Source organism: Paraburkholderia caffeinilytica (assembly GCF_051027425.1).
GTDB lineage: Bacteria > Pseudomonadota > Gammaproteobacteria > Burkholderiales > Burkholderiaceae > Paraburkholderia > Paraburkholderia caffeinilytica_A.
Genome location: NZ_CP186552.1, coordinates 1,900,352 through 1,920,629 on the forward strand (window position 1 = coordinate 1,900,352; position 20,278 = coordinate 1,920,629).

Below are 20,278 nucleotides of genomic sequence, written 5' to 3' on the forward strand. Positions count from 1 at the left end.
GCGCCGACATTGTCACGACCCATGAACAGGATGAACCATGCAAACCCAACTCACGCGCAGCGCGATGCCGCTGCGCGTGGCGTCGCTCATCGCGGCCGCCACCAGCGCATTTCTCTTTGCTCCTTCACTCGCCAGCGCCCACGCGATTGCGGGTAATCGCGTCTTTCCGTCGACGATGGCAGTCGACGATCCCGGTGTCGGCGACGAAGCCAATTTCGAATACGGCCACCAGCGTGTGCCGGGCGATACCGGCGATCAAAGCATCAATACTTTCGACTTCGAGTACGACAAACTGATCACGCCGCGCCTGGCGGTGTCGGTGGACGGCACCTACGCGATGCAGAACAACCCGAAGGCGCACGGCTTCGACAATTTCGGCGTCGGTTTGAAGTACCTGCTGTACGTCAACGACGAACACGAGTTCATGACCTCCGTGGGTGTGAACGCCGAACTCGGCGGCACGGGAAGCCGAGCGATCGCGGACAACTTCTCGACCATCTCGCCGACGATTTACGCCGGCAAGGGTATGGGCGACCTTCCGGCATCGCTGGCTTATCTGCGGCCGATCGCGATCACGGCTGAAGCGGGCCCGGCGCTGACGACTGGAGCGGGGCAGCCGAACGCGTTCAACTATGGCTTCACGGTGCAATACAGCTTGCCGTATCTGCAGCAGCACGTGCACGACATCGGTTTGCCGCAGCCCTTGGCGAACGTTATTCCGCTGGTGGAAGTTCCGCTCTCGAGAAGCCAGGGGCAGACGACAGGCACGGTCAATCCGGGCTTCATCTGGATCAACCGCTATGGCCAGTTCGGCGTTGAAGCGCAAATCCCGATTAACCATGCAAGCGGCTCGCACGTGGGCATTCTGGTCCAGGCCCACATCTTTTTCGATGACGTCGCGCCGACCACGATCGGCAAACCTCTCTTCCAGTAACGTAGTAGTACCCTGATGCAGGAGCAAACGATGAAAAACGATCGACATGACTGGTTGTGCTGGCTGCGCGCCGCGGCGAAGGTGCCCATGCTGATTGCAGGGCTCGTGTTTGCGAGCGCCGCTTTCGCTCATGTATTTCCGCAGAAACAGGAGCCGGGCGCGGGCGCGACGGTGGCATCGCCCGCACAGGTGCGCGTGATTTTCGACGGGCCGCTCGAGCCGTCATTCAGTTCGCTGACGGTTACCGATGCGAGCGGCAAGCAGGTGAATACGGAGAAATCTGTGGTGGATGCGCGTCAGACGGCGCAGATGAGTGTGCCGTTGCCGTTGCTTGGGGCTGGGCACTACACCGTGCATTGGGTGGCGGTGGCTTCTGATGGGCATCGTACGCATGGGGATTATGGGTTTGATGTGAAGTAGGGGTGGTTTTTTTGCCTGCTCGGCGCTTGTTGTTGTCTGCCTGCGGCGTTGGCCTTTCCTTGCTTTCTTCGTGGTTTATTAGCGTTCGCCCCTGTGCGGGGCAGGCACCTACTTTTCTTTGCCTGCCGCAAAGAAAAGTAGGCAAAAGAAAGCGGCTCACACCGCTAACTCTTAAGCGGGTCCCCCGCACAGCCACGATAGTGGTGCATCTGGAATCCGTGCCCTCGCACATTCAGCGCTAGTGACAAAGGGCTCATCCGCTCCCACTTCGCACTGCGTGCGTCGCGGATGGGTCTGCATGGGAAACCAGGGGTTTCGTTTGGGTATGGTGGGGGCCCTCGGCTTCGCCTCGGCGAGGTGCCTCTGCGTCCATGCGCGCGCCCCGCTTCGAATGAAATGTCGGCATGCGGCTGTTGTAGTCGCCGCAGATCCGGTTGCAGTCGCAGTCATTACCACCGCCGCAGTTGCAGCACCAGCACCAGCCACAGTTGCGGTGCGATGACGAGCGACGGTGCAGAGCAAAATACGAGGGCGAAAAACCCAGCGGATGGTTTTATGGGTGCAGCTTCGGCGCGCGTAGCGCCGCCGGAAGTATGACGGCCTTGTCACGAGCATCGAATGTGCGGGAGCACAGATTCCAGATGCGCCACTACCGTAACTGCGCGGGGGGCCCGCTTCAGAATTAGCGGTGTGAGCCGCTTTCTTTGCTTATCTTTCTTTGCGGCGGCAAAGAAAGTAAGTGCCTGCCCCGCACAGGGGCGAACGCTAATAGACCAATATCAATTCAAGGAAAGGCCAACACCATAAAAACACAGACAACAAGCGCTACGCAGGCAAACAAATCAAGGAAAACCCAACGCCATAGGCATACAAGAAAGCGCCGCGCAGGCACACAACAACAACGCGCCGAGCAGGCAAAAAAATCAAACCGACGCCAACCTCTTGATCCGATGAAAATTGCGATCAAAATAAATCAACCCATCGCCGTCCGCGCGCACACTCACACATGTAGTTTTGACGAACATCACCGAGTGCGAGCCCACCTCCTTCAGATCGACAATCTCGCCCTGCAGACTCGCGAGCGCATCGCGCAATACCGGCACCCCATGCGTGCCTTCGTCCCAGATCGGCCAGCCGAAGCGTTCATCCATCGGCACCTGCGTCATGCCAGCGAAGTGGCGCGCAAGCAATTCGTGCTCCCCAGGCAACACGTTGATGCAAACATGCCGGTTGCGTTCAAAGGTGGCGTGCATCGCGCTCGAACGGTTCAGACAGACGAGCAGCGTGGGCGGCGTATCGGTGACGGAGCACACGGCGCTCGCGGTCACGCCGCAACGTCCATGCGGGCCGGCCGTCGTAATGACGTTCACGGCCGCGGATAGATGCGCCATGGCCTGACGGAATTGCTGTTTTGCAACCAGCTCGGCGTCAACGGAGGGAGTCAATTGCGGATGCGGATTCATGTTCTGGGCTCCTCGATAGGCGCGGAATGGATCTGGATTCAAGCGTAATCAATCCACGTACGGAAAAAAATCCGCGCGAACGGCGCGTAAGGGAGCATCTTTCCCAATCCATCTAAAGCTTTCCCCAATACGTGTCTGAACGGCACGCGCATGAGGGACATTAATCCGCCCTACAGGGTAACTATCGCTTTGCAGCGCTTTTTCTACTGATTATCATGAGTCGGCAAGACGCTTCGAATCGCGGCTTCGAATCGCGGCCTCGAATCGCGGCTTCGAATTGCAGCCTCGATTTGCAGCCTCGATTTGCAGCCTCGAGTTGCAGTTTCGCATCGCAGCCTTAAGTTGCAGCCCCGAATCACAGCTTCAAGTCGCACATTCCCCGAACCGTTCCGACTTACTCCGTGTTTACTCCATGTCCCACGCGTCTCAGTCCACACCGTCTCTTGCACCGATCGTCTATATCGTCGACGACGACAACGGCATGCGTACGTCGCTTGCGTGGCTGCTCGAATCGGTCGGCGTGAAGTCGGCGGGCTTTGCCAACGCAAATGATTTTCTGAGCGCGTTTGATCCGGGCGTGCCGGCGTGTCTCGTGCTCGATGTGCGCATGCCGGAGCAAAGCGGCTTCGACGTGCAAGCGGAACTGAATCGTCAAGGCGCGACGTTGCCGATTATCTTCGTCAGCGGTCACGGCGACATTCCCATGTCAGTGCGTGCTCTGCAGAACGGCGCGATCGATTTTGTCGAGAAACCGTATAACTCGCAGCAGATGCTCGACCGCGTGCAACGCGCGTTGAAACTGGCTGCGCTTCGTCACGTGGCCAACCAGAAGCAGCGCGAGTTGCGCAAGCGCCTGGAATCGCTAACAGCACGCGAGAAAGAGGTGCTGCGCGGCGTGATCGACGGCAAGGGCAGCAAGCGTATCGCCTCCGATCTGTCGATCAGCGTCAAGACCGTCGACGTGCATCGTGCGAGCATTAAAGACAAGCTCGGCGCGGCGTCGATCGCGATGCTGGTGCGCGACGTGATGGCGGTGTGGGATCAGGAGGCGGCCACGGGCGGTACACTGCGTTGAAACACACCAATGCGTGAACGTAAGCATTGGTGTAGGCCACGAATGCACCGCACCGCACCGCACCGCACCGCACTGCGCCGCACCGCACCGCACCGCAAACGCACTGCACCGCAAATGCACCGCACCGCAAACGCGTCGCACCGCAAACGCGTCGCACCGCAAACGCGTCGCACCGCAAACGCGTCGCACCGCAAACGCGTCGCACCGCAAACGCGTCGCACCGCAAACGCGTCGCACCGCAAACGCGTCGCACCGCAAACGCGTCGCACCGCAAACGCGTCGCATCGCAAACGCGTCGCATCGCAAACGCACCGCACCGCACCGCAAACGCACCGCGAACGCACCACGAACGCATCGTGCATTTACCGCATGAACAACCCGCCGTTCACATCCCAGCACGCGCCGTTCGCGAAGTAAGCGTTCTCCGCGGCCAGCATGACCGCGACATCGGCGACATAGTCCGCTGAGCCCAGACGTCCCGCGGGAATGTTGGCGATTACCGCCTTCAGCTTGTCGGGTGCGACGCTCTCGTGCACGATCGGCAGATCCATCGGTCCGGGAGAAATAGCATTGACGGTTACGCCCGCCGCGCCGAGGTCACGCGCGAACACTTTGGTCAACGTGATGACGCCGCCTTTGGCCGCGGCATAGTGCGCGCCGGTGGCCGATCCACCGTTCTGTCCGGCCAGCGAGGCGATGTTGACGATGCGGCCTGCGCCGGCATCGGCGAAATGCCGGCCGAACACCTGGCAGCCGAACAGCACGCTGCGCAGATTCACGTTGATCACCTGATCGAACTGCTCGGCGGTGATCTCCATCACGGGGACGACTTTGGATGCGCCCGCATTGTTGATCAACGCATCGATACGGCCCCAGCGCTGCAGGATGGCATCGCGTGCGGATTCGAACGAGGCCTTCGAGGTGACGTCGAGATTGAGTGCAAAGGCGCTTGAGCCGTCGGCGCTCAGTTCGCGGGCAAGAGCTTGCGCGGCATCTAGCGCAATGTCGCCAATGGCAACCGCGTAACCCGCCGCATGAAAGCGCGTGGCAATCGCGGCGCCGAGACCACGCGCGGCGCCGGTGACGAGTACGACTCTGTTCTGCATTGCTTCTACTCCTTGAGAGAACGGCCGCTTTTTGCAGCGGCTTTGTGCGTCGCCTGTTTGTTTGGCTCATTGGTTGAGTCCATTTGTCAGGCTTGTTTTGCAGGCGCAAACGGCAGTTCAAAATGGCAATTTCACTTGCCAACATCATGTGGCAAGCACATTTACCCAACTCTTTTTTCCGCCTTAAGCGGCGAGGGCCGCTTCGAAGCGTGCCGCAATCGCGCAGACCTGTTCATCCGCACCTTTGCGTCCAACGATCTGCAAGCCCGCCTTGAGCGGCGAGCCGTCGATAGGCAAAGGCAAGCTCAGCGCCGGATGGCCGCTCACATTGAACGGCCGGATCAATGACGACATGGCGATGACCGAGGTGCCTCCGCGTGCTTCGTCGAGCGTGATCGGCAGCGCGGGCAGTGTGGGGAGAATCAGTACGTCCACGCTTTCGAGCGCGTGATCGACAGCCGCAGTGAATTGCCGGCGTACCGATTCCGCCGCGTCGAGTTGCGCGGCGGTTGTTTTTGCAGCGGTGCGTAGTCGCGCGTCGAGGTCGGCGCCGAGCTTGCTGGTTGCCACGAGGTGCCCGAACGCATGCGAGGTTTCGGCGTTGATGATCGAGAGGCCCGCTTCGAAAGCGGCAGCAAAGTCTGCGAGTTCCACGGTGCGCGCGCTGCAACCGGTCTGGCCTGCTGCACGTGCAACCGCTTTGAGGATTTCAGGCGTTGCGTCGACCTGCACGATGCCGACATTCCACGTGCCTGCGGGTACTGCGTGAGCGGCATGCGCGTCGAAGTCGGCGGTGATCGCTTGCATCGCGGCAATGATCGTCTGCATCTCGCGTGCGAACGGCCCGACGCAATCGAGCGTCGATTTCTGCGGTGCGACGCCGCGCCGGGAGACGCGTCCGTAAGTCGGCTTCAAACCGATCACGCCGCAACACGCAGCGGGGCCGCGAATCGAACCGCCGGTGTCTGTACCCAGCGCGGCATCGGCAAGCTTCAAACCGACGGCCGCCGCCGAACCGCTCGACGAGCCGCCAGGAATACGCGAAGCGTCCTGGGGATTGCGTGGCGTGCCAGTGTAGTCGTTGATACCGGTCATGCCGAACGCCAGTTCATGCATGTTCGCCTTGCCGACAATGTGCCAGCCGGCATCGAGCAATCGCTCCACGACTTCCGCATGCTGCTGGGCAGGGGGCGCGTCAGCCAACGAGCGGCTTGCGGCCGTGGTCGCGTAGCCGGCGATATCGATCGTGTCCTTGATCGCGATGCTGGGGCCGGTGCCGCCTAGCGACAAGGTCTGAATAAACTCGTTCATGGGTTCGGTTTCCTTGCATTGACTTGCCAGGGCGCATCGAAAAGACGCTCGGTGCGAAAGTGCGTGATGAGCCAGTCGCGGCCATTGCCGGCGGGCGCGAAATCCACTTCGAGGCGCGCCGAGATCAACTCTGCCGGTGTGTCGACATAGCCGGACGCTTGCAACATGATCCAGCGGCCTTTAGCGGTTGCGCCCTGTACCTCGATGGTTTCCGACGTGAGGAAGTGCACGTTCACCGAGAAATGCGGCGACGGCGGCAGGTAGCGCGTGAGCATTGCGAGAATCTCCGCATGGCCGGCGAGGCGGCCGAACTTGCTCGCGTACTGCGGGCCGATGCCTTCCCAGATCGCGTCGGCAGCAAAGAGCGCCGCGAGCGTCTCGCTATCGAGCGCACCCGAGGGCACATCGCAGAGCGCCATATAGCGCGCCATCGTGCGGCGCACCGCGGATTCGGCTTCGAGCGCGGCGAGCCGTTCGGTCAACCTGACAAGCGTATCCGGGGTATCGTTCATCGTGTCATGTCCCGGGATGCTCAGGCCGCGTTGGCATGTTGCGGCGGCACTTCCAGCGCTCGGCCGACGCGTGCTTCGATCTTGCCGTAGCGCCACAGGTTATATTCGCCGACCGGCGTGGTGCGATACAGATTGCACACCGCCACGGCCGTATCGAAGTCGCGCACGTCGGCCATGATGTAGAAGGTCCATGGCGAGTTGTCGGCATTGCCGACCGTGAGGCGGTCGTCGTCCATGATGCCGAGCACGCTGACGCCTTCCATCGATTCGACCGCAGCCAGCATCTTGCCGTAGGCCTGCCAGACTTCGCCGATCTTCTCGCGCGGCAAGTCGAAGAAATTTTGCGTCACGCCGCAGCAGAACAGAACGCGCAAGGGCAGCTTCGGGTTATCGGTCATTGTTGGGTTCTCCATGAAATCGTTTGAAGGGAAAATGCAGAAAATGGCTTACAGGTAGCCCGGAATCGGCGGTACGCCGACGAACACCGCACCGGCGCCGTCGAAATTGCCTTCACCGAGAAACGCGTGCTGGGTGACCACCATCGCGTCGCGCAGCAGGCGCTGCAATGGATGCGTGCGGTAGATCGCCATCGTGCCGCCGAGCCGATAGGCGCGCTGCACCACCTCGGCGCCTTCTCGGGCAATCTGCGTCGCGGCCAGACGCAGCAGGCTGGTCTGCTCCGGCGTCACGGGATTGCCGGCGAGAATCGATTGCCAGACGTCATCGGAGGTGTCGTAGAAGAACGCGCGAGCCGAACGCAGTTGCGCTTCGGCTTTCGCCAGTTCGATCCGGTAGTACGCACGGTCGGCGAGTTGCGGCGCGCCGGTCGTGGTCTTGCGGCCGCCGGCCATCTGGTTGGCGACATCGAGCGCCGCACGCGCCAGCCCAAGGTTGACCACGGCCAGCACTTGCGCGGCGTAAGCGATCGTCGGGTAGCGATACAGCGGTTCGTCCACGCACGGTTTGCCACCGCGCACGAAGGTCCAGTCGTCGGCGACGAATTGATCGGTGACGCGCAGATCGTGACTGCCGGTGCCTTGCATGCCGACCACGTCCCAGTTTTCGACGATCTCGACCTGATGCGGGCGGAACACGGCCGTGCGTGGCTTGCCGGGCACGGCCGCAGCACCACCCGTGCCTGAGCCTGTCACGCCGATTCCCACGCCGAGCCAATCCGCACCCTTGCAGCCGCTCGCGAATTTCCACGTGCCGTTCACACGCCAGCCGCCGTCGGCGGACTGTGCGGGTTGCACGGGAAAGAGGCCGCCCGCGAACACCTGATCGGGACCGTCGGCGTAGATGTGTGCCTGAGTGGCCAGCGGCAAGGCCGCGAGATACACATTCGCCGAGCCGAAACTCGCAACCCATGCCGCCGAACCGTCCGCCACCGCGATGCGCTCGATCATGTCGAGGAATGCGCTGGGCGCGAGCGCATCGCCGCCAAACCGCTTCGGCGTGGCCGCGCGATACACGCCCGCGCGCTTGAGCTTCGCGATCACGTCGCGCGGTACGTGTGACAGGCGCTCGAATTCCTCGCGCCGCGCGGCGATTTCGACGATGACGTCGGCGAGCGGCAAACGCATTGCGTCCAGGCCGGCGTCAGCGTCGGTGGTCGCGGCAACATTGTCGATGGCGGTGTCTGACATAGCGGGGCATCTCCTTGATTCGTTATCGGCTGGAACACGAGGCACGCCTGGGTCGCGGGCAAAGAAGCCGGTGACGGTACGTGCGGGGTGAAGCCAGTCTAGAAATGCAAAAAGAACGCTTCAATTGGGACACGTGATGCGTTTTTAGGTATCACGCCGGGGGTCTCTAAAGAAATCTTCAGACGCGAATCGTGCCGACTGGTGTTATGTTCCTTCCCATACGTGATCGAATTTTTCCAGCGTCTCGCCCGATGAATTTCCCCGCCGAAGAAGATTTCCACCGCCTGCTCGACGCGCTGACGCTGTGCGTGCTGCTGCACGACGCTAGGACGAAGGCGATCGTGTGGGCCAATCGCGCGGCCTGCGAGGCGCTCGGCTTTACGCTCGACGAACTGCTGCCGCTCAAGGCAAAGGATATGACCCGCCCGGTGCCGAAGTACCGGCGCGAGATCGGCGTCGGGGCGATGGACCGTGCGATCACCAAGGGCCCGCAGGTCTACGAGTGGTGTTACCGCTCGCGTAACGGGGTCGATATGCTGTCCGAGGCGATCGCTACGTACGTGCCCTTGCGCGAGCGCGCGGTGGTGATGGTGCAGTTCCGCGACATCAGCGTTGAAGATTCGCTCAAGCAGACGCTGCGGCGCTACGAGTCGAGGCTGCGCGAGTTCATGCAGGATCTCGGCGAAGGCGTGGCCGTACTGACACCCGCGGGCGAAGTGGAATTCGTCAGCGAATCCGGACGGCGCGTGCTGGGTCTGGAAGAGGGCGCGCCGATGGGCGACGTACTCGACTATTGCAGCGAATCGGATCGCGACCGTCTGCTCGAACAGATCGCCAGCGCACCGCGCATCCAGCCTTCGGCGCCGCAGCGTTATCGCATCACGCGCCGCGATGGCACGCCGGGCTGGTTGCGCATCACGTGCAGACGGATCGAGATCGAAGACGACCTCAACGGCCGTCTGCTGCACTTTCGCGACATCACCGAAGAGGTCGCCGTTGAAGAAGCGCGCCGTCACGAGGCGCGGCTGCTGGAATACGCGGGCCGCTACAACGCAATGGGCGAAATGGCGACCGCCATCGCGCACGAGTTGAGCCAACCGCTCGCCGCGGTACGCAATTTCATTGAAGGCGCGATTTTGCGGCTCGCCCAACCCGGTCCCATCGACGACGCGCTGTGGGGCTTGCGCAGCGCCGATCGTCAGGCCGAGCACGCGGCCGTGATCATCAAGAGCGTGCGCGATTACATCGTCAAACGGGAACCGAGCGAGACGCATGCGGATCTGCGCGACATCATCGCGGACGTCGCGTACTTTATCGAATTGCGCGCCAAAGAGGCGGGGGTGGCGGTCACGATCGAGCGCGCACCTGAAGCTTTGCCCGTGTTTTGCGAGCGCGTGCTGATCGGTCAGGTGGTGCTGAATCTGGCGTTCAATGCAATCGAGGCGCTGACGGAATGCACGACGGGGTACACCAATACCGCAGCACGACGTGGTGAATTGCGCCTCGTCACCAGCCTGCGCGGAAAACATGCGCTCGTGCAGGTCATCGACAACGGCCCGGGCGTACCTGCCGAAGCGCATGGCCGCCTCTTCGATGGATTTTCTTCGTCGAAGGCGGGCGGTAACGGCATCGGCTTGTCGCTGTGCAAAAACATCGTCACGCGGCATGGTGGCGAAATCTGGGCCAAACCGGCGCAGCAGGGCGGACTCCAATGCTGCTTTACGCTGCCGCTCGTGGCCGTTGCCACCAGCTGATCGTGCCAGGTGCGCAGCAATGGGCGGCGCACCGCAAGCACCCGCCCCATGAGCCGTGCCGGGCGCATTCTTAATCATGCGTCGTGTTGATGTTCTTCGGAATGGTCACAAGCGTGATCGCGGTGATGAGACCGAAACCGATCAGCATCAAGGCGACCGGCCACGGCGCATGGAACTTCGAATACAACGCGATAGCGACCAGAGGCGCGAGTCCGCCGGAAAACACCGAAGCGATTTCGTGGCCGAGCGCCATGCCCGAATAGCGGACCTCGGTGGGGAAGAGTTCGCCCATCAGCGCGGGCTGCGTGCCGATCATCGCGGCATGGCAGAAGGGCAAGCCCAAGGCGAGCGACAGAAACACCAGCAGCGGCTCATGCGTATCGATCAGCCAGAATGCGGGAAACGCGATCACAACGAGACCGAGCGCGCCGATCATATACACCGGCCTGCGCCCGATCACGTCCGATAGCCGGCCCCACAGCACGATAGTAAGGAGTTCGAGCGTCATGGCGAGCATCACGCCGCCGAGCATCACCGCGACCGGCACGCCGATCGTCTTGCCGTACACCAGCACGAACGAGAGGAAGATATACGTGCCGCCGTTTTCGGCGATACGCAGCCCCATCGCCTGCAATACCTGTTTCGGGTGATTGCGCAGCACGGTCAGCACCGGCATGTGCTTCGGTTTTGCGGCGGTGAAATCGCGGCTCTCAGGCAGCCTCCGGCGAATATACACACCGACGCCGAAGATCAGCACGCTCGCCAGAAACGGCAGGCGCCACCCCCATGACATGAAGCTTTCCACCGGCAACCGCTGCACCAGATAGAACGCGGCCGCCGACAGCACGAAGCCGCCCGCCACGCCCAACTGACTGAACGATGCGTAGTAGCCGCGACGATTCGCAGGCGCGCTCTCGCTGATGAGCAGCACGCCGCCGCCCCATTCGCCGCCGGACGCGATGCCTTGCACGACCCGCAAACAGATGAGCGCGATCGGCGCGAGGAAGCCGATTTGCGAGAATGTCGGCAACAGACCGATGCCGAAGGTCGCCACGCCCATCATCATCAGCGTCACGACGAGCGCGCGTTTGCGGCCGTGCCGGTCGCCAATGTGGCCGAACACGATGCCGCCCAGCGGCCGCGCCAGGAAACCGATCGCAAAGCCCGCGAAGGCGGCGAGGGTGCCCAATAACGGATCGCCGTGCAGCGGGAAGAACAGCGGCCCGAAGATCAGGGCCGCCGCCGTGCCGTACAGAAAGAAGTCGTACCATTCGAGCGCGTTGCCGAGCACGGAGGCGACGATGATCCGCCGCAATGTCCGCGAGGTCGCAGGCGCCGCTGGCGTGGCGGCTGATACGGCCGTGGGGGAAAGCGTGTCGTTGGGCATCGTCGTGCTCGCGGGTAGCGTCGTCTATTACAACAGGAAGCCGATGGCGCTGAGTGCCTCGGTCGAATCGATCAGGCGGATCACCTTCTGTACGATACGCGGCTCGCCGCTCGCGAAACTGATGCGATGCGAGAGATCCGCCGCGAACAGGGTCGACTTGCCGCGCTTGTACGCGACGATGATCTGCGCGGAATTCACCTCGACTTCGTCGCTCGTATCGCTCGTCAGCGTGAAGCGCGAGACCGTGCGTACCGTGCGGGCGGCGTCGCTCGCCGAGGCCGAATAGCCGGACGTCATGCGTTGCACGCGTTTTTCGCGCATGTCCTGATCGTCGTACGCGTAGTTCAATGTGGCGGCGAAGTCGGTGGTGTCGTGCTCGATCGGCACCACGTAGAAGCCTGCCGGGTCCCATAGCGAAAGCCACTCGCGATAATCCTTGCGGTCCAGCAACTCGGCTTCGCGCCAGATCAATTCGATCGCGCCGGCAAAGGTCTGCTGCGAGAACAGCGTGTTCCTGTTGTCCATCATGCTTGCTCCATCATCGTGCGCCATTGCGCGTACGCTTCGCGCATCCCCGTTTCGTCGGTGGCGTGTGCGGTCTTTTCGCCGTTTGGCGCGGTGCTCTCGCGATTCAGGCCGCGGTTCACGAGGATCGGCAGATCGGGACCGGCGTGCGAGCCGCGTTGCACACGTTCCCATGCCTCGGCATCGTCCGGGCTGCCGAAACCGAACGGGCCTTGGAAGTGTTCGTGAATGCGCAGACGCACGCGGTTCGCTTCGTCGGGACCGCCGTCCATGGCAAGGGCGACGTGGCGGATTTCCGTTTCGTTCGCCGAGATGGGCCGCAACACGCGGAAAAACGCCATCGAGAGTGCGAGGTTCGGAAACAGATTCAGGTTGAAGCCGACACCCATCAGCGAACGCACGATGCGGCGCACTTCGTCGGGCGTATGCTTTTCGCCAAGCGTGGCGGCGAGTTCCTGAAAGCGCTCGGGAATGGGCGCGCCGTCGTCCTTGTCGAGATCGACGAGTTCCGGTACCAGCACGGCGAGGCTATGGCCGTTGCCGAGCGAGCGGCAGAAGGCGTCGTCGCTCGTCATGAAGCTTGTGATCGCCGCGGCGGTTTCGTCGTCGATCGATTTCATCCACGACTTGTGGACGACGGGGAAGTGATACAGGTCGGTGGTGTTTTCGAGCTGGATCTTCCAGTTGCCGTTAAAGCGGAAACGGTGTTCGCCGTTGGCTTTGATCGGATAGCCCGCGCCTTGCTTCATGAACAGGTCGATCCACGGCTTGGCGCCGCCGAGGAAATCTTCGAGCGGCTCGATCTCCTGATTGAAGCTTGCGAAGATCAGGCCTTGATAGATGCCCACGCGCAAACTGGCGAGCGGCAACTCGGTCTTGTCGATCACGCCTTCATAACCGTCGCCGTAGGGCAGCGCGCGCAATGCGCCGTCGAGGCCATAGGTCCAGCTGTGATACGGGCACGTGAAGCCCTTCGCGTTGCCCTTGTGCTGCTCGCACACGGTTGCACCGCGATGGCGGCAGCGATTTTGCAGCACGTTGACGGCGCCGCTCTTGTCGCGCACCACGATCACCGGCTGGCGGCCGATCGTGGTGGTGCGGAAGTCGCCCGGGTTCGGCAGTTCGCTTTCGTGCGCGACCCAGATCCACGTCTTGTAGAAAATGCGCTCGAGTTCGGTTTCGAAAACCGCCGGGTCGTAATACAGCGACGGGGCGACGCGGTCGGACTGCGCGCGCTGGTACAAGGCGCTCGTGTCGACGGTCTGATATGAGGAATCGCTCATTAGAGTCGTATGTGGGTGGTCGATGGAGCAAAGTCTCGCTGACCCACTGATATGCGTCAAATTGATCTAAAATAAAATATAAGATCAATCCCATGGATATCTCGATGAATTCGCTGGACCACGTCGACCTCAATCTGCTGCGCGTTTTCCAGGCGATCGTCGAGGAGCGCAGCCTCACGCGGGCCGGCCAGCGGCTTGCGCTGTCACAGCCCGCGATCAGTTATTCGCTGGGACGTTTGCGGACGCTATTCGACGATCCGCTGTTCATTCGCACGCGCGCCGGCATGCAGCCCACGCCGATTGCGCTCGAACTGTCGGGCATCGTCGCGCGGGCGCTGGATACGGTGCGTGAAGCGCTGCGTTACGCGGAGCACTTCGATCCGGCGGTGAGCACGCGCACGTTCCGCTTGTCGCTGTCCGATGCGGGGGAGCTGGCGTATTTACCGCCGATTTGCGAGGCCTTGCACCAGCAGGCGCCGCGCGTGAAGCTGCGCATCGAGCCGCTGCCGGTAGAAGAAATTGAAGATGCGCTGCGTGGCAGCCGGCTCGATTTTGCAATCGGCAATCTGCCCACGTTGACTGCGCACACGCTTCATCAACCCTTGTTCGAAGAGACTTACGTTTGCATGACGCGCAAGCGGCGCGGTTTGCCGCGCACGAAAGAGCTGAGCATGAAGGCGTTTCTGGACGCGTCGCACGTGCAGATCACGTCGGTCGAGCACAGCCACTACGCGCTCGACGACGCGTTTCGCGCGCAAGGTGTGGGCCGCCATATTGCGTTGGAGTTGCCGCATTTCGTGGCGTTGCCGAGCGTGCTGGCCGTGACCGATCTGTTCGCGACGCTGCCGCGGCGCCTCGCGCAGATTTTCAATCGTGATGGCGGGTTTCAGCTCTACGAATTGCCCGTTACGTTGCCGATGGCGGCCGTCACCATGCACTGGCACGAGCATTTCGATCAGGACGAAGGCAACGTGTGGCTGCGCAATCTGATGGGCGATATCGTGCGGCGGTTTGATGAGCGTTGAGGCGGGCTGCTGCGCCGTTTGCTGCGTGGGGGCCTGATAGGCGAGGCGCTTGGAAGCGCCGCGCAAAACGCCGCCAAACGTGTCCACTAGCGTGCGACGTCACGCCCGTTTTCAACCCCGTTTGAACAACTCTCGCGCCAGCGAACACAGCAGCGTCGTAGTCGGCGACTCATCCTGCAACCGTCGGCTCATAATGATCGGCGACGCGATATTGGCGGCCGGAACCGGCCGGTACACCACGCCATGCGCGCGCAAACCCTCCACGCTTTCCGGCACGAGACACACGCCAACTTGCGCCGCGACCAGCCCCAGCGCGGTTTGCAATTCCCTCACTTCATGAATCGCTTTCGGCTCCAGCGCATGGTCGTGCATGGCCGATAGCTGCTGGTCCGCGTAGCTCGGCCGCGGCGTGCTCGGATAGACGATCAACGTTTCCTGCGCGAGTGCGGCGAGCGTCAGCGGTTTCTTCTGGCGGGCGAGCGGATGGTCTTGCGGCAGTGCGGCAATCATCCTTTCTTCGACGAGCACTTCGCGCGCCAGTTGTGCATCGTCGAAACGCAAACGGCCGAAGCCGACATCGATACGGCCGCCTTTGAGCGCGCCGAGCTGTTCGATGGTGAACATTTCGATCAACGACAACTCGATATGCGGCGCAGCCTCGCGAAACGCGCGGATCACCGCGGGCAGCGCGCCATACAGCGTGGACGGCACGAAGCCGATCACGATGCGTTCGGCCAGTTGCGCGAGGCGTCGCGTGAGTGGGGCGAGTTCGTCGGCTTCGTCGATCAGACGCCTGGCCTGCGCATAGAAAATCCGGCCGGCTTCAGTGAGGCGCAGCGGTCGCGAGCCGCGTTCGAACAACGGCAGGCCAACGCTTTCCTCGATCTGCTGGATCTGGCGGCTGAGCGGCGGCTGCGTCATATGCAGACGGTTGGCGGCCCGCGTGATGTTCATTTCTTCGGCGACCGCGATGAAATAGCGGAGTTGGCGAAGTTCCATGCATACCTCTAAGGTATGGAAGTAGTCGGAATCGGTGTTGGACTGCTTCTCGGGTTGTTTCTACTATGGTGCTCTCAGGAAAGCAGTTCAGGAGGGCAACGAATGATAGCAACACCCGTGAAGATCGAGAGCGTGGAGACGATTCTCGTCGACGTACCGACGATTCGTCCGCACCGCCTCTCGGTTGCAACGATGAATTGCCAGACGCTCGTGCTGGTGCGCGTTCGCTGCGCCGACGGCGTGGTCGGCGTGGGCGAGGGCACGACCATCGGCGGTCTCGCGTACGGCGAGGAAAGCCCGGAAAGTATCAAGGTCAACATCGATACGTATTTCGCGCCGCTGCTCAAAGGGCTGGACGCAACCCGTCCGGGCGCGGCAATGGCGACGCTGCGCGGGTTGTTTCAGGGCAACCGTTTTGCGAAATCCGCGCTTGAAACCGCTTTGTTCGACGCCCAGGCGCAGCGTCTCGGCGTGCCTTTGTCGGAGTTGTTCGGCGGCCGCGTGCGCGATTCGGTGGAGGTGGCCTGGACCCTGGCAAGTGGCGACACGACCCGCGATATCGACGAAGCCGAACGCGTATTCGAAGCGAAGCGGCATCGCGTGTTCAAGCTGAAGATCGGTTCGAGCGCGCTTGCCGACGACGTCGCGCACGTCGTAGCGATTCAGAAAGCGCTGGAAGGACGCGGCGAGGTACGGGTCGACGTGAATCAGGCGTGGACCGAATCCGAAGCGATCTGGGCCGGCAAGCGTTTCGCCGATGCCGGCGTCACACTGATCGAGCAGCCAATCGCCGCGGAGAATCGCGCGGGCCTCAAACGTCTGACCGATCTCGCCCAGGTGCCGATCATGGCGGACGAAGCCTTGCACGGCCCGGCTGATGCATTCGCCATCGCCAGTGCGCGTGCGGCCGATGTCTTCGCCGTCAAGATCGCGCAATCGGGCGGCCTGACCGGCGCGGCGCAGGTGGCGGCGATTGCGCTGGCCGCGAACCTCGACCTGTACGGCGGCACGATGCTTGAAGGCGCGGTGGGCACGATCGCCTCGGCGCAACTCTTCAGTACCTTCAGTGAACTGAAATGGGGCACTGAACTGTTCGGGCCGTTGCTGCTGACCGAAGAGATTCTCACCGAGCCGCTGCGCTACGAAAATTTTGCTTTGCATCTTCCACAAGGGCCAGGGCTCGGGATCACGCTCGACTGGGACAAGATCGACCGCCTGCGGCGCGATACGCGCAAGGGCGCAGGCATCACCACGAACTGACGGTTCATTCGCCGGCCGCCAAGAACATTAAACGAAGGAGATACCCCATGAACAAGCAAGCCATCGACGCGCTGCTGCAAAAGATCAACGACAGCGCCACCCGTGAAGGCAATCCGCGTACGAAGCAGATCGTCAACCGCATCGTTCGCGATCTGTTCTACACGATTGAGGACCTCGACGTGCAACCGGCCGAATTCTGGACCGCGCTGAATTATCTCGGCGATGCGGGCAAGAGCGGCGAGCTGGGCCTGCTGGCCGCGGGCCTCGGCTTCGAGCATTTTCTCGATCTGCGCATGGATGAAGCCGAAGCGAAGGCCGGGATCGAAGGCGGCACGCCGCGCACCATCGAAGGACCGTTGTATGTGGCGGGCGCGCCGGTGTCCGACGGCCATGCGCGGCTCGATGACGGCACGGATCCCGGTCAGACGCTGGTGATGCGCGGACGCGTGTTCGGCGAAGACGGCAAGCCGCTGGCGAATTCGCTGGTTGAAGTGTGGCACGCGAATCACCTCGGCAATTACTCGTACTTCGACAAGTCGCAGCCGGCCTTCAATCTGCGCCGCTCGATTCGCACGGATGCCGAAGGCAGGTACAGCTTCCGCAGCGTGGTGCCGGTGGGTTACTCGGTGCCGCCGCAAGGGCAGACGCAGTTGCTGCTCGATCAGTTGGGCCGTCATGGGCACCGTCCGGCGCATATCCACTTCTTTGTTTCGGCGCCGGGCTATCGCAAGCTGACCACCCAGATCAACATCGACGGCGATCCGTATCTGTGGGACGACTTCGCGTTCGCCACGCGCGACGGCCTTGTGCCGGCGGTCAAGCAGGCCGAGGGCGCGGAAGGCAAACCTTATGGCGTGGAAGGCCAGTTCGCGCTGATCGATTTCGACTTCACGCTGTTCAACGAGCGCGACAATCTGCCGGACGCTGAAGTGGAGCGGCTGCGCGCCGAAGCCTAAGGCAGCGGCGCCGTGACGTGCCCGCCTGAAAACGCATAGACGTACCCCATGAATCTTTCGACCCTGGCTGTGCGGCTTTGTTTACCGCGTAGTCGGGGTTTTTCGTTACCGATCAGAAAAGGAGAGCAAACATGTTGTTTCACGTTGAGATGACCGTCAACCTGCCGCCCGACATGGACGCGGAACGCGCCGCGCGTCTTAAGTCCGACGAGAAAGCCATGTCGCAGAAGTTGCAGCAGGAGGGCGTATGGCGTCACTTGTGGCGCATCGCCGGGCGCTACGCGAATATCAGTGTGTTCGACGTGGAAAGCCCTGCGCATCTGCACGACGTGCTGAGCCAGTTGCCGCTGTTCCCGTATATGGATGTCGAAGTGCGCGCGCTGTGCCGGCATGCATCGTCGATTCGCGACGACGACCGGTAAGGGCGCTGGAATGAAGGTGCTGCGAATGCAGCACCGGACTCGCACCAAAGATTCTTAAAGATCGAGTACCAGCAGCGGCGAAGCAGCGCGTGAGACGCAGCAGCAGATCACCTTGCCGCTCGCGCGTTCCGCTTTACTCAGGCAATGATCGCGATGCTCGGGCGTGCCGCTCACTACGTCGACCATACAGGTCCCGCATACGCCTTCGCCACAAGACGTATCGACTTCGATGCCGATCGACGCCAGCGCCGCGACGATGGTCGTATTTTTATCGACATGGACCGTAGCGCCGCTGCTGGCGATCTGCACGTCGAATGCATCGAGCGTGTTCGACTCGCCGGCAGCCGCCGTAGCAGGCTCGGCGGCGAAGCGTTCAAGGTGAATCGCTTCGGCAGCCACGCGCTGTTCGCCGATCGCCACCACGCGCTCCATGAAAGGCGCCGGGCCACAGGTATAAATGTGCGAGCCTTCGCGCGCGTGGGCCACGCAGTCGGCCAGTACTGCATCGAGTTGTTCTTTCCCGATGCCGAAATGAAGCCGCACGAAATCGCTGAAGGGTGCGCGCGACAGCAACGGCAAGAACGCTGCGTGCTCCTTGCTGCGCGCGAAATAGTGCAACACGAAGCGCTGGTTCTGCTTGAGCAACCGGTATGCCATGCTCAATAGCGGCGTAACGCCGATGCCTGCCGCAATCAGAATGTGTTCGCTCGCGCCGGACGCGAGTTGGAACAGATTGCGCGGCGCGCCGATCGTCAATTCGCTGCCGACGGTCACGTCATCATGCAGCGAGCGTGAGCCGCCGCGCGACGCGTCTTCACGTTTGACGGCAAAGAGGTGCGCCTCACGATGATCGGGGTCGCCGCACAGGGAATACTGTCGCGTGATGCCCGAGGGCACGGTGACGTCGATATGCGCGCCGGGCTCGTAGCGGTCGAACAGTTGTCCGTCCAGACGCGAGATGCTGAACGAGCGCACGCCGTGCGCTTCGTCACGCACGCTGTCGACGCGTACGCTGAAGGTGGTTCTTTCCATGATCTTGCCGGCCAAAGGACAGGGAGGGGCAGAGCGGACGCCGCATGCAATGCGCGGCGGCCGGTTGTGCGTCAAGGATAAGAAACCGCCGACAATCAGGCAAATCGATTAAAAATCGGTTATGAAATAAGTCGAATTGATAATAAGGTGTTCAGCCGTGCGCCCTCGTTATCCTTCTACACCCGCCAGATGCCGGACCAGCGCTTTTTCCGGCCGCTTCAGCGCGTTCAGGTCGCGCATGCAGATCAGCAACTGACGCGTGGCCCAACTGTCCGTCAGTTCGATGGTGCGAATGCCCGGCGTGCCGCGATAGCGTTTCGCGGCGGTGGCCGGCACGATGGCGATGCCCGCGCCCTGTTCGACCATGCAGCAGACGCTGTCGAAGGTTCGCATATGCGCCCGGACGCTAAGCGGTTGCCCGGATAGCAGTGCACGTTCGCCAAGGTACGCGTGCAACGCGCTGCCCGTACTCAAGCCGATGAACTCACGGTCGGCCACTTCAGCAAGCGTAATGCGACGGCGCCCGCCCAACGGGTCGTCGCGGCTTGTGACCAGCACGAGTTTGTCGACGGCGAAGGGCAGCGTCTGCAACGTGCCGTGCTCGACGGCATCCGAAATGATGCCGATCTCCGCCGCGCCGGCCAGCACCGCTTTCACCGTTTCGGTACTTTGCCGTTCCTTCAGATCGATCTGCACGTTCGGGTGATCGCGCAAAAATACGCCGATCGTGGACGGCAAAAATTCGGTGATCGCGGCGGTATTGGTCCACAGACGGATGCACGCCTTGCGCCCCGCCTGATGTTCGCCGAGCTCGCCTTGCATCCGGTCGATCTGGCCGAGCACGAGTCGCGCATGATGCGCAAGCGTATCGCCGGTCGCCGTGGACTCCACGCCGCGCCGACCGCGCTCCAGCAGCGGCACGCCCAACGCCTCTTCCATGCCGCGCAAACGTGCGCTGGCCGACGGCAGCGACATGTTCGCGCATGCCGCCCCTTGCGTGATGCTGCCGGTTTCGACGATGTGCAGAAAAAGGCGGAGATCGATCAGGTCGAAGCGCATGGAATCGGATTGGAGTGGGTGTTGTGACCGCGGTTGTAACCATAGCTGCGGTCGCGTTTTGAGCCTTAGTCATAGCCTAAGGCACAGTACGTATCTTACGCATTGTGGG

The 20,278-nt window shown here is 62.1% G+C and carries 20 protein-coding genes; 8 read left to right on the forward strand and 12 right to left on the reverse strand.

The window, feature by feature from the left end; genetic code table 11:
• The first annotated feature begins 37 nt into the window (after nucleotides 1–37).
• Together ACOSV0_RS08350 and ACOSV0_RS08355 are read left to right on the forward strand one after the other, a co-directional pair.
• Nucleotides 38–934, forward strand: coding sequence for a hypothetical protein (locus tag ACOSV0_RS08350; protein WP_434109823.1), 897 nt, complete (start codon nucleotides 38–40; stop codon nucleotides 932–934).
• 30 nt (nucleotides 935–964) lie between these two features.
• Nucleotides 965–1,354 carry a copper resistance CopC family protein gene (locus ACOSV0_RS08355; RefSeq protein WP_434109825.1) on the forward strand — a complete coding sequence of 130 codons (390 nt, stop codon included), beginning with the start codon at nucleotides 965–967 and terminating at the stop codon, nucleotides 1,352–1,354.
• 923 nt (nucleotides 1,355–2,277) lie between these two features.
• Here ACOSV0_RS08355 and hpaC read toward each other — a convergent pair.
• Nucleotides 2,278–2,817 (reverse strand): 4-hydroxyphenylacetate 3-monooxygenase, reductase component, encoded by a 540-nt coding sequence (gene hpaC, locus ACOSV0_RS08360; protein WP_434109827.1) that lies wholly within the window; start codon nucleotides 2,815–2,817, stop codon nucleotides 2,278–2,280.
• A gap of 412 nt (nucleotides 2,818–3,229) precedes the next feature.
• Here hpaC and ACOSV0_RS08365 point away from each other — a divergent pair, with 412 nt between their 5' ends.
• Nucleotides 3,230–3,892, forward strand: a complete 663-nt coding sequence (locus ACOSV0_RS08365; RefSeq protein ID WP_434109828.1) for a response regulator transcription factor — start codon at nucleotides 3,230–3,232, stop codon at nucleotides 3,890–3,892.
• A gap of 362 nt (nucleotides 3,893–4,254) precedes the next feature.
• On the opposite strand, the gene ACOSV0_RS08370 is transcribed toward ACOSV0_RS08365, so the two are convergent.
• The 5 genes from ACOSV0_RS08370 to ACOSV0_RS08390 form a co-directional block, all read right to left on the reverse strand.
• Nucleotides 4,255–4,998: an SDR family NAD(P)-dependent oxidoreductase gene (locus tag ACOSV0_RS08370; protein WP_434109829.1), complete on the reverse strand. Its 744-nt coding sequence runs from the start codon at nucleotides 4,996–4,998 to the stop codon at nucleotides 4,255–4,257.
• Between the two features lie 183 nt (nucleotides 4,999–5,181).
• On the reverse strand, nucleotides 5,182–6,309 hold the full coding sequence (locus tag ACOSV0_RS08375; protein ID WP_434109830.1) for an amidase: 1,128 nt from the start codon (nucleotides 6,307–6,309) through the stop codon (nucleotides 5,182–5,184).
• Nucleotides 6,306–6,821 carry a nuclear transport factor 2 family protein gene (locus ACOSV0_RS08380; RefSeq protein ID WP_434109831.1) on the reverse strand — a complete coding sequence of 172 codons (516 nt, stop codon included), beginning with the start codon at nucleotides 6,819–6,821 and terminating at the stop codon, nucleotides 6,306–6,308. Before ACOSV0_RS08380 ends, ACOSV0_RS08375 begins: the two co-directional genes overlap by 4 nt.
• 20 nt (nucleotides 6,822–6,841) lie before the next feature.
• Nucleotides 6,842–7,219, reverse strand: coding sequence for a hypothetical protein (locus tag ACOSV0_RS08385; RefSeq protein ID WP_434109832.1), 378 nt, complete (start codon nucleotides 7,217–7,219; stop codon nucleotides 6,842–6,844).
• A gap of 48 nt (nucleotides 7,220–7,267) precedes the next feature.
• Nucleotides 7,268–8,404: an acyl-CoA dehydrogenase family protein gene (locus ACOSV0_RS08390; RefSeq protein ID WP_434110215.1), complete on the reverse strand. Its 1,137-nt coding sequence runs from the start codon at nucleotides 8,402–8,404 to the stop codon at nucleotides 7,268–7,270.
• Nucleotides 8,405–8,718: 314 nt separating this feature from the next.
• Between ACOSV0_RS08390 and ACOSV0_RS08395 the strand changes: the two genes are divergently transcribed.
• Nucleotides 8,719–10,221, forward strand: coding sequence for a PAS domain-containing sensor histidine kinase (locus ACOSV0_RS08395; protein WP_434109833.1), 1,503 nt, complete (start codon nucleotides 8,719–8,721; stop codon nucleotides 10,219–10,221).
• Between the two features lie 70 nt (nucleotides 10,222–10,291).
• On the opposite strand, the gene ACOSV0_RS08400 is transcribed toward ACOSV0_RS08395, so the two are convergent.
• The 3 genes from ACOSV0_RS08400 to ACOSV0_RS08410 are packed head-to-tail and all read right to left on the reverse strand — an operon-like array spanning nucleotide 10,292 to nucleotide 13,416.
• The gene (locus ACOSV0_RS08400; RefSeq protein WP_434109834.1) at nucleotides 10,292–11,608 is read right to left on the reverse strand and encodes an MFS transporter; all 1,317 of its coding nucleotides are present in this window, start codon (nucleotides 11,606–11,608) and stop codon (nucleotides 10,292–10,294) included.
• A gap of 27 nt (nucleotides 11,609–11,635) precedes the next feature.
• Nucleotides 11,636–12,136: an aromatic-ring-hydroxylating dioxygenase subunit beta gene (locus ACOSV0_RS08405; protein ID WP_434109835.1), complete on the reverse strand. Its 501-nt coding sequence runs from the start codon at nucleotides 12,134–12,136 to the stop codon at nucleotides 11,636–11,638.
• A complete protein-coding gene (locus ACOSV0_RS08410) occupies nucleotides 12,133–13,416 on the reverse strand; it encodes an aromatic ring-hydroxylating oxygenase subunit alpha (protein WP_434109836.1) in 1,284 nt (427 codons plus the stop codon). Before ACOSV0_RS08410 ends, ACOSV0_RS08405 begins: the two co-directional genes overlap by 4 nt.
• Nucleotides 13,417–13,520: 104 nt before the next feature.
• Between ACOSV0_RS08410 and ACOSV0_RS08415 the strand changes: the two genes are divergently transcribed.
• Entirely contained in the window at nucleotides 13,521–14,441 is a 921-nt protein-coding gene (locus ACOSV0_RS08415; protein WP_434109837.1) for a LysR family transcriptional regulator, read from the forward strand.
• A 111-nt stretch (nucleotides 14,442–14,552) separates the two neighbouring features.
• Here ACOSV0_RS08415 and ACOSV0_RS08420 read toward each other — a convergent pair whose 3' ends face one another.
• A complete protein-coding gene (locus ACOSV0_RS08420) occupies nucleotides 14,553–15,440 on the reverse strand; it encodes a LysR family transcriptional regulator (protein WP_434109838.1) in 888 nt (295 codons plus the stop codon).
• A gap of 102 nt (nucleotides 15,441–15,542) precedes the next feature.
• Here ACOSV0_RS08420 and catB2 point away from each other — a divergent pair, with 102 nt between their 5' ends.
• The 3 genes from catB2 (at nucleotide 15,543) to catC (ending at nucleotide 18,078) form a co-directional block, all read left to right on the forward strand.
• The gene (catB2, locus tag ACOSV0_RS08425; RefSeq protein ID WP_434109839.1) at nucleotides 15,543–16,700 is read left to right on the forward strand and encodes a muconate cycloisomerase CatB2; all 1,158 of its coding nucleotides are present in this window, start codon (nucleotides 15,543–15,545) and stop codon (nucleotides 16,698–16,700) included.
• A 47-nt stretch (nucleotides 16,701–16,747) separates the two neighbouring features.
• Nucleotides 16,748–17,656 carry a catechol 1,2-dioxygenase gene (gene catA / locus ACOSV0_RS08430; RefSeq protein WP_434109840.1) on the forward strand — a complete coding sequence of 303 codons (909 nt, stop codon included), beginning with the start codon at nucleotides 16,748–16,750 and terminating at the stop codon, nucleotides 17,654–17,656.
• A gap of 131 nt (nucleotides 17,657–17,787) precedes the next feature.
• Complete coding sequence (gene catC / locus ACOSV0_RS08435; RefSeq protein WP_063496017.1) at nucleotides 17,788–18,078, forward strand: muconolactone Delta-isomerase; 291 nt, start codon at nucleotides 17,788–17,790, stop codon at nucleotides 18,076–18,078.
• A 54-nt stretch (nucleotides 18,079–18,132) separates the two neighbouring features.
• Here the strand turns inward: catC and ACOSV0_RS08440 are convergent, their stop codons facing one another.
• Both ACOSV0_RS08440 and ACOSV0_RS08445 read right to left on the reverse strand, forming a co-directional pair.
• On the reverse strand, nucleotides 18,133–19,110 hold the full coding sequence (locus ACOSV0_RS08440) for a PDR/VanB family oxidoreductase (protein WP_434109841.1): 978 nt from the start codon (nucleotides 19,108–19,110) through the stop codon (nucleotides 18,133–18,135).
• A gap of 168 nt (nucleotides 19,111–19,278) precedes the next feature.
• Entirely contained in the window at nucleotides 19,279–20,169 is an 891-nt protein-coding gene (locus ACOSV0_RS08445) for a LysR family transcriptional regulator (RefSeq protein WP_434109843.1), read from the reverse strand.
• Between the last annotated feature and the right edge of the window lie 109 nt (nucleotides 20,170–20,278).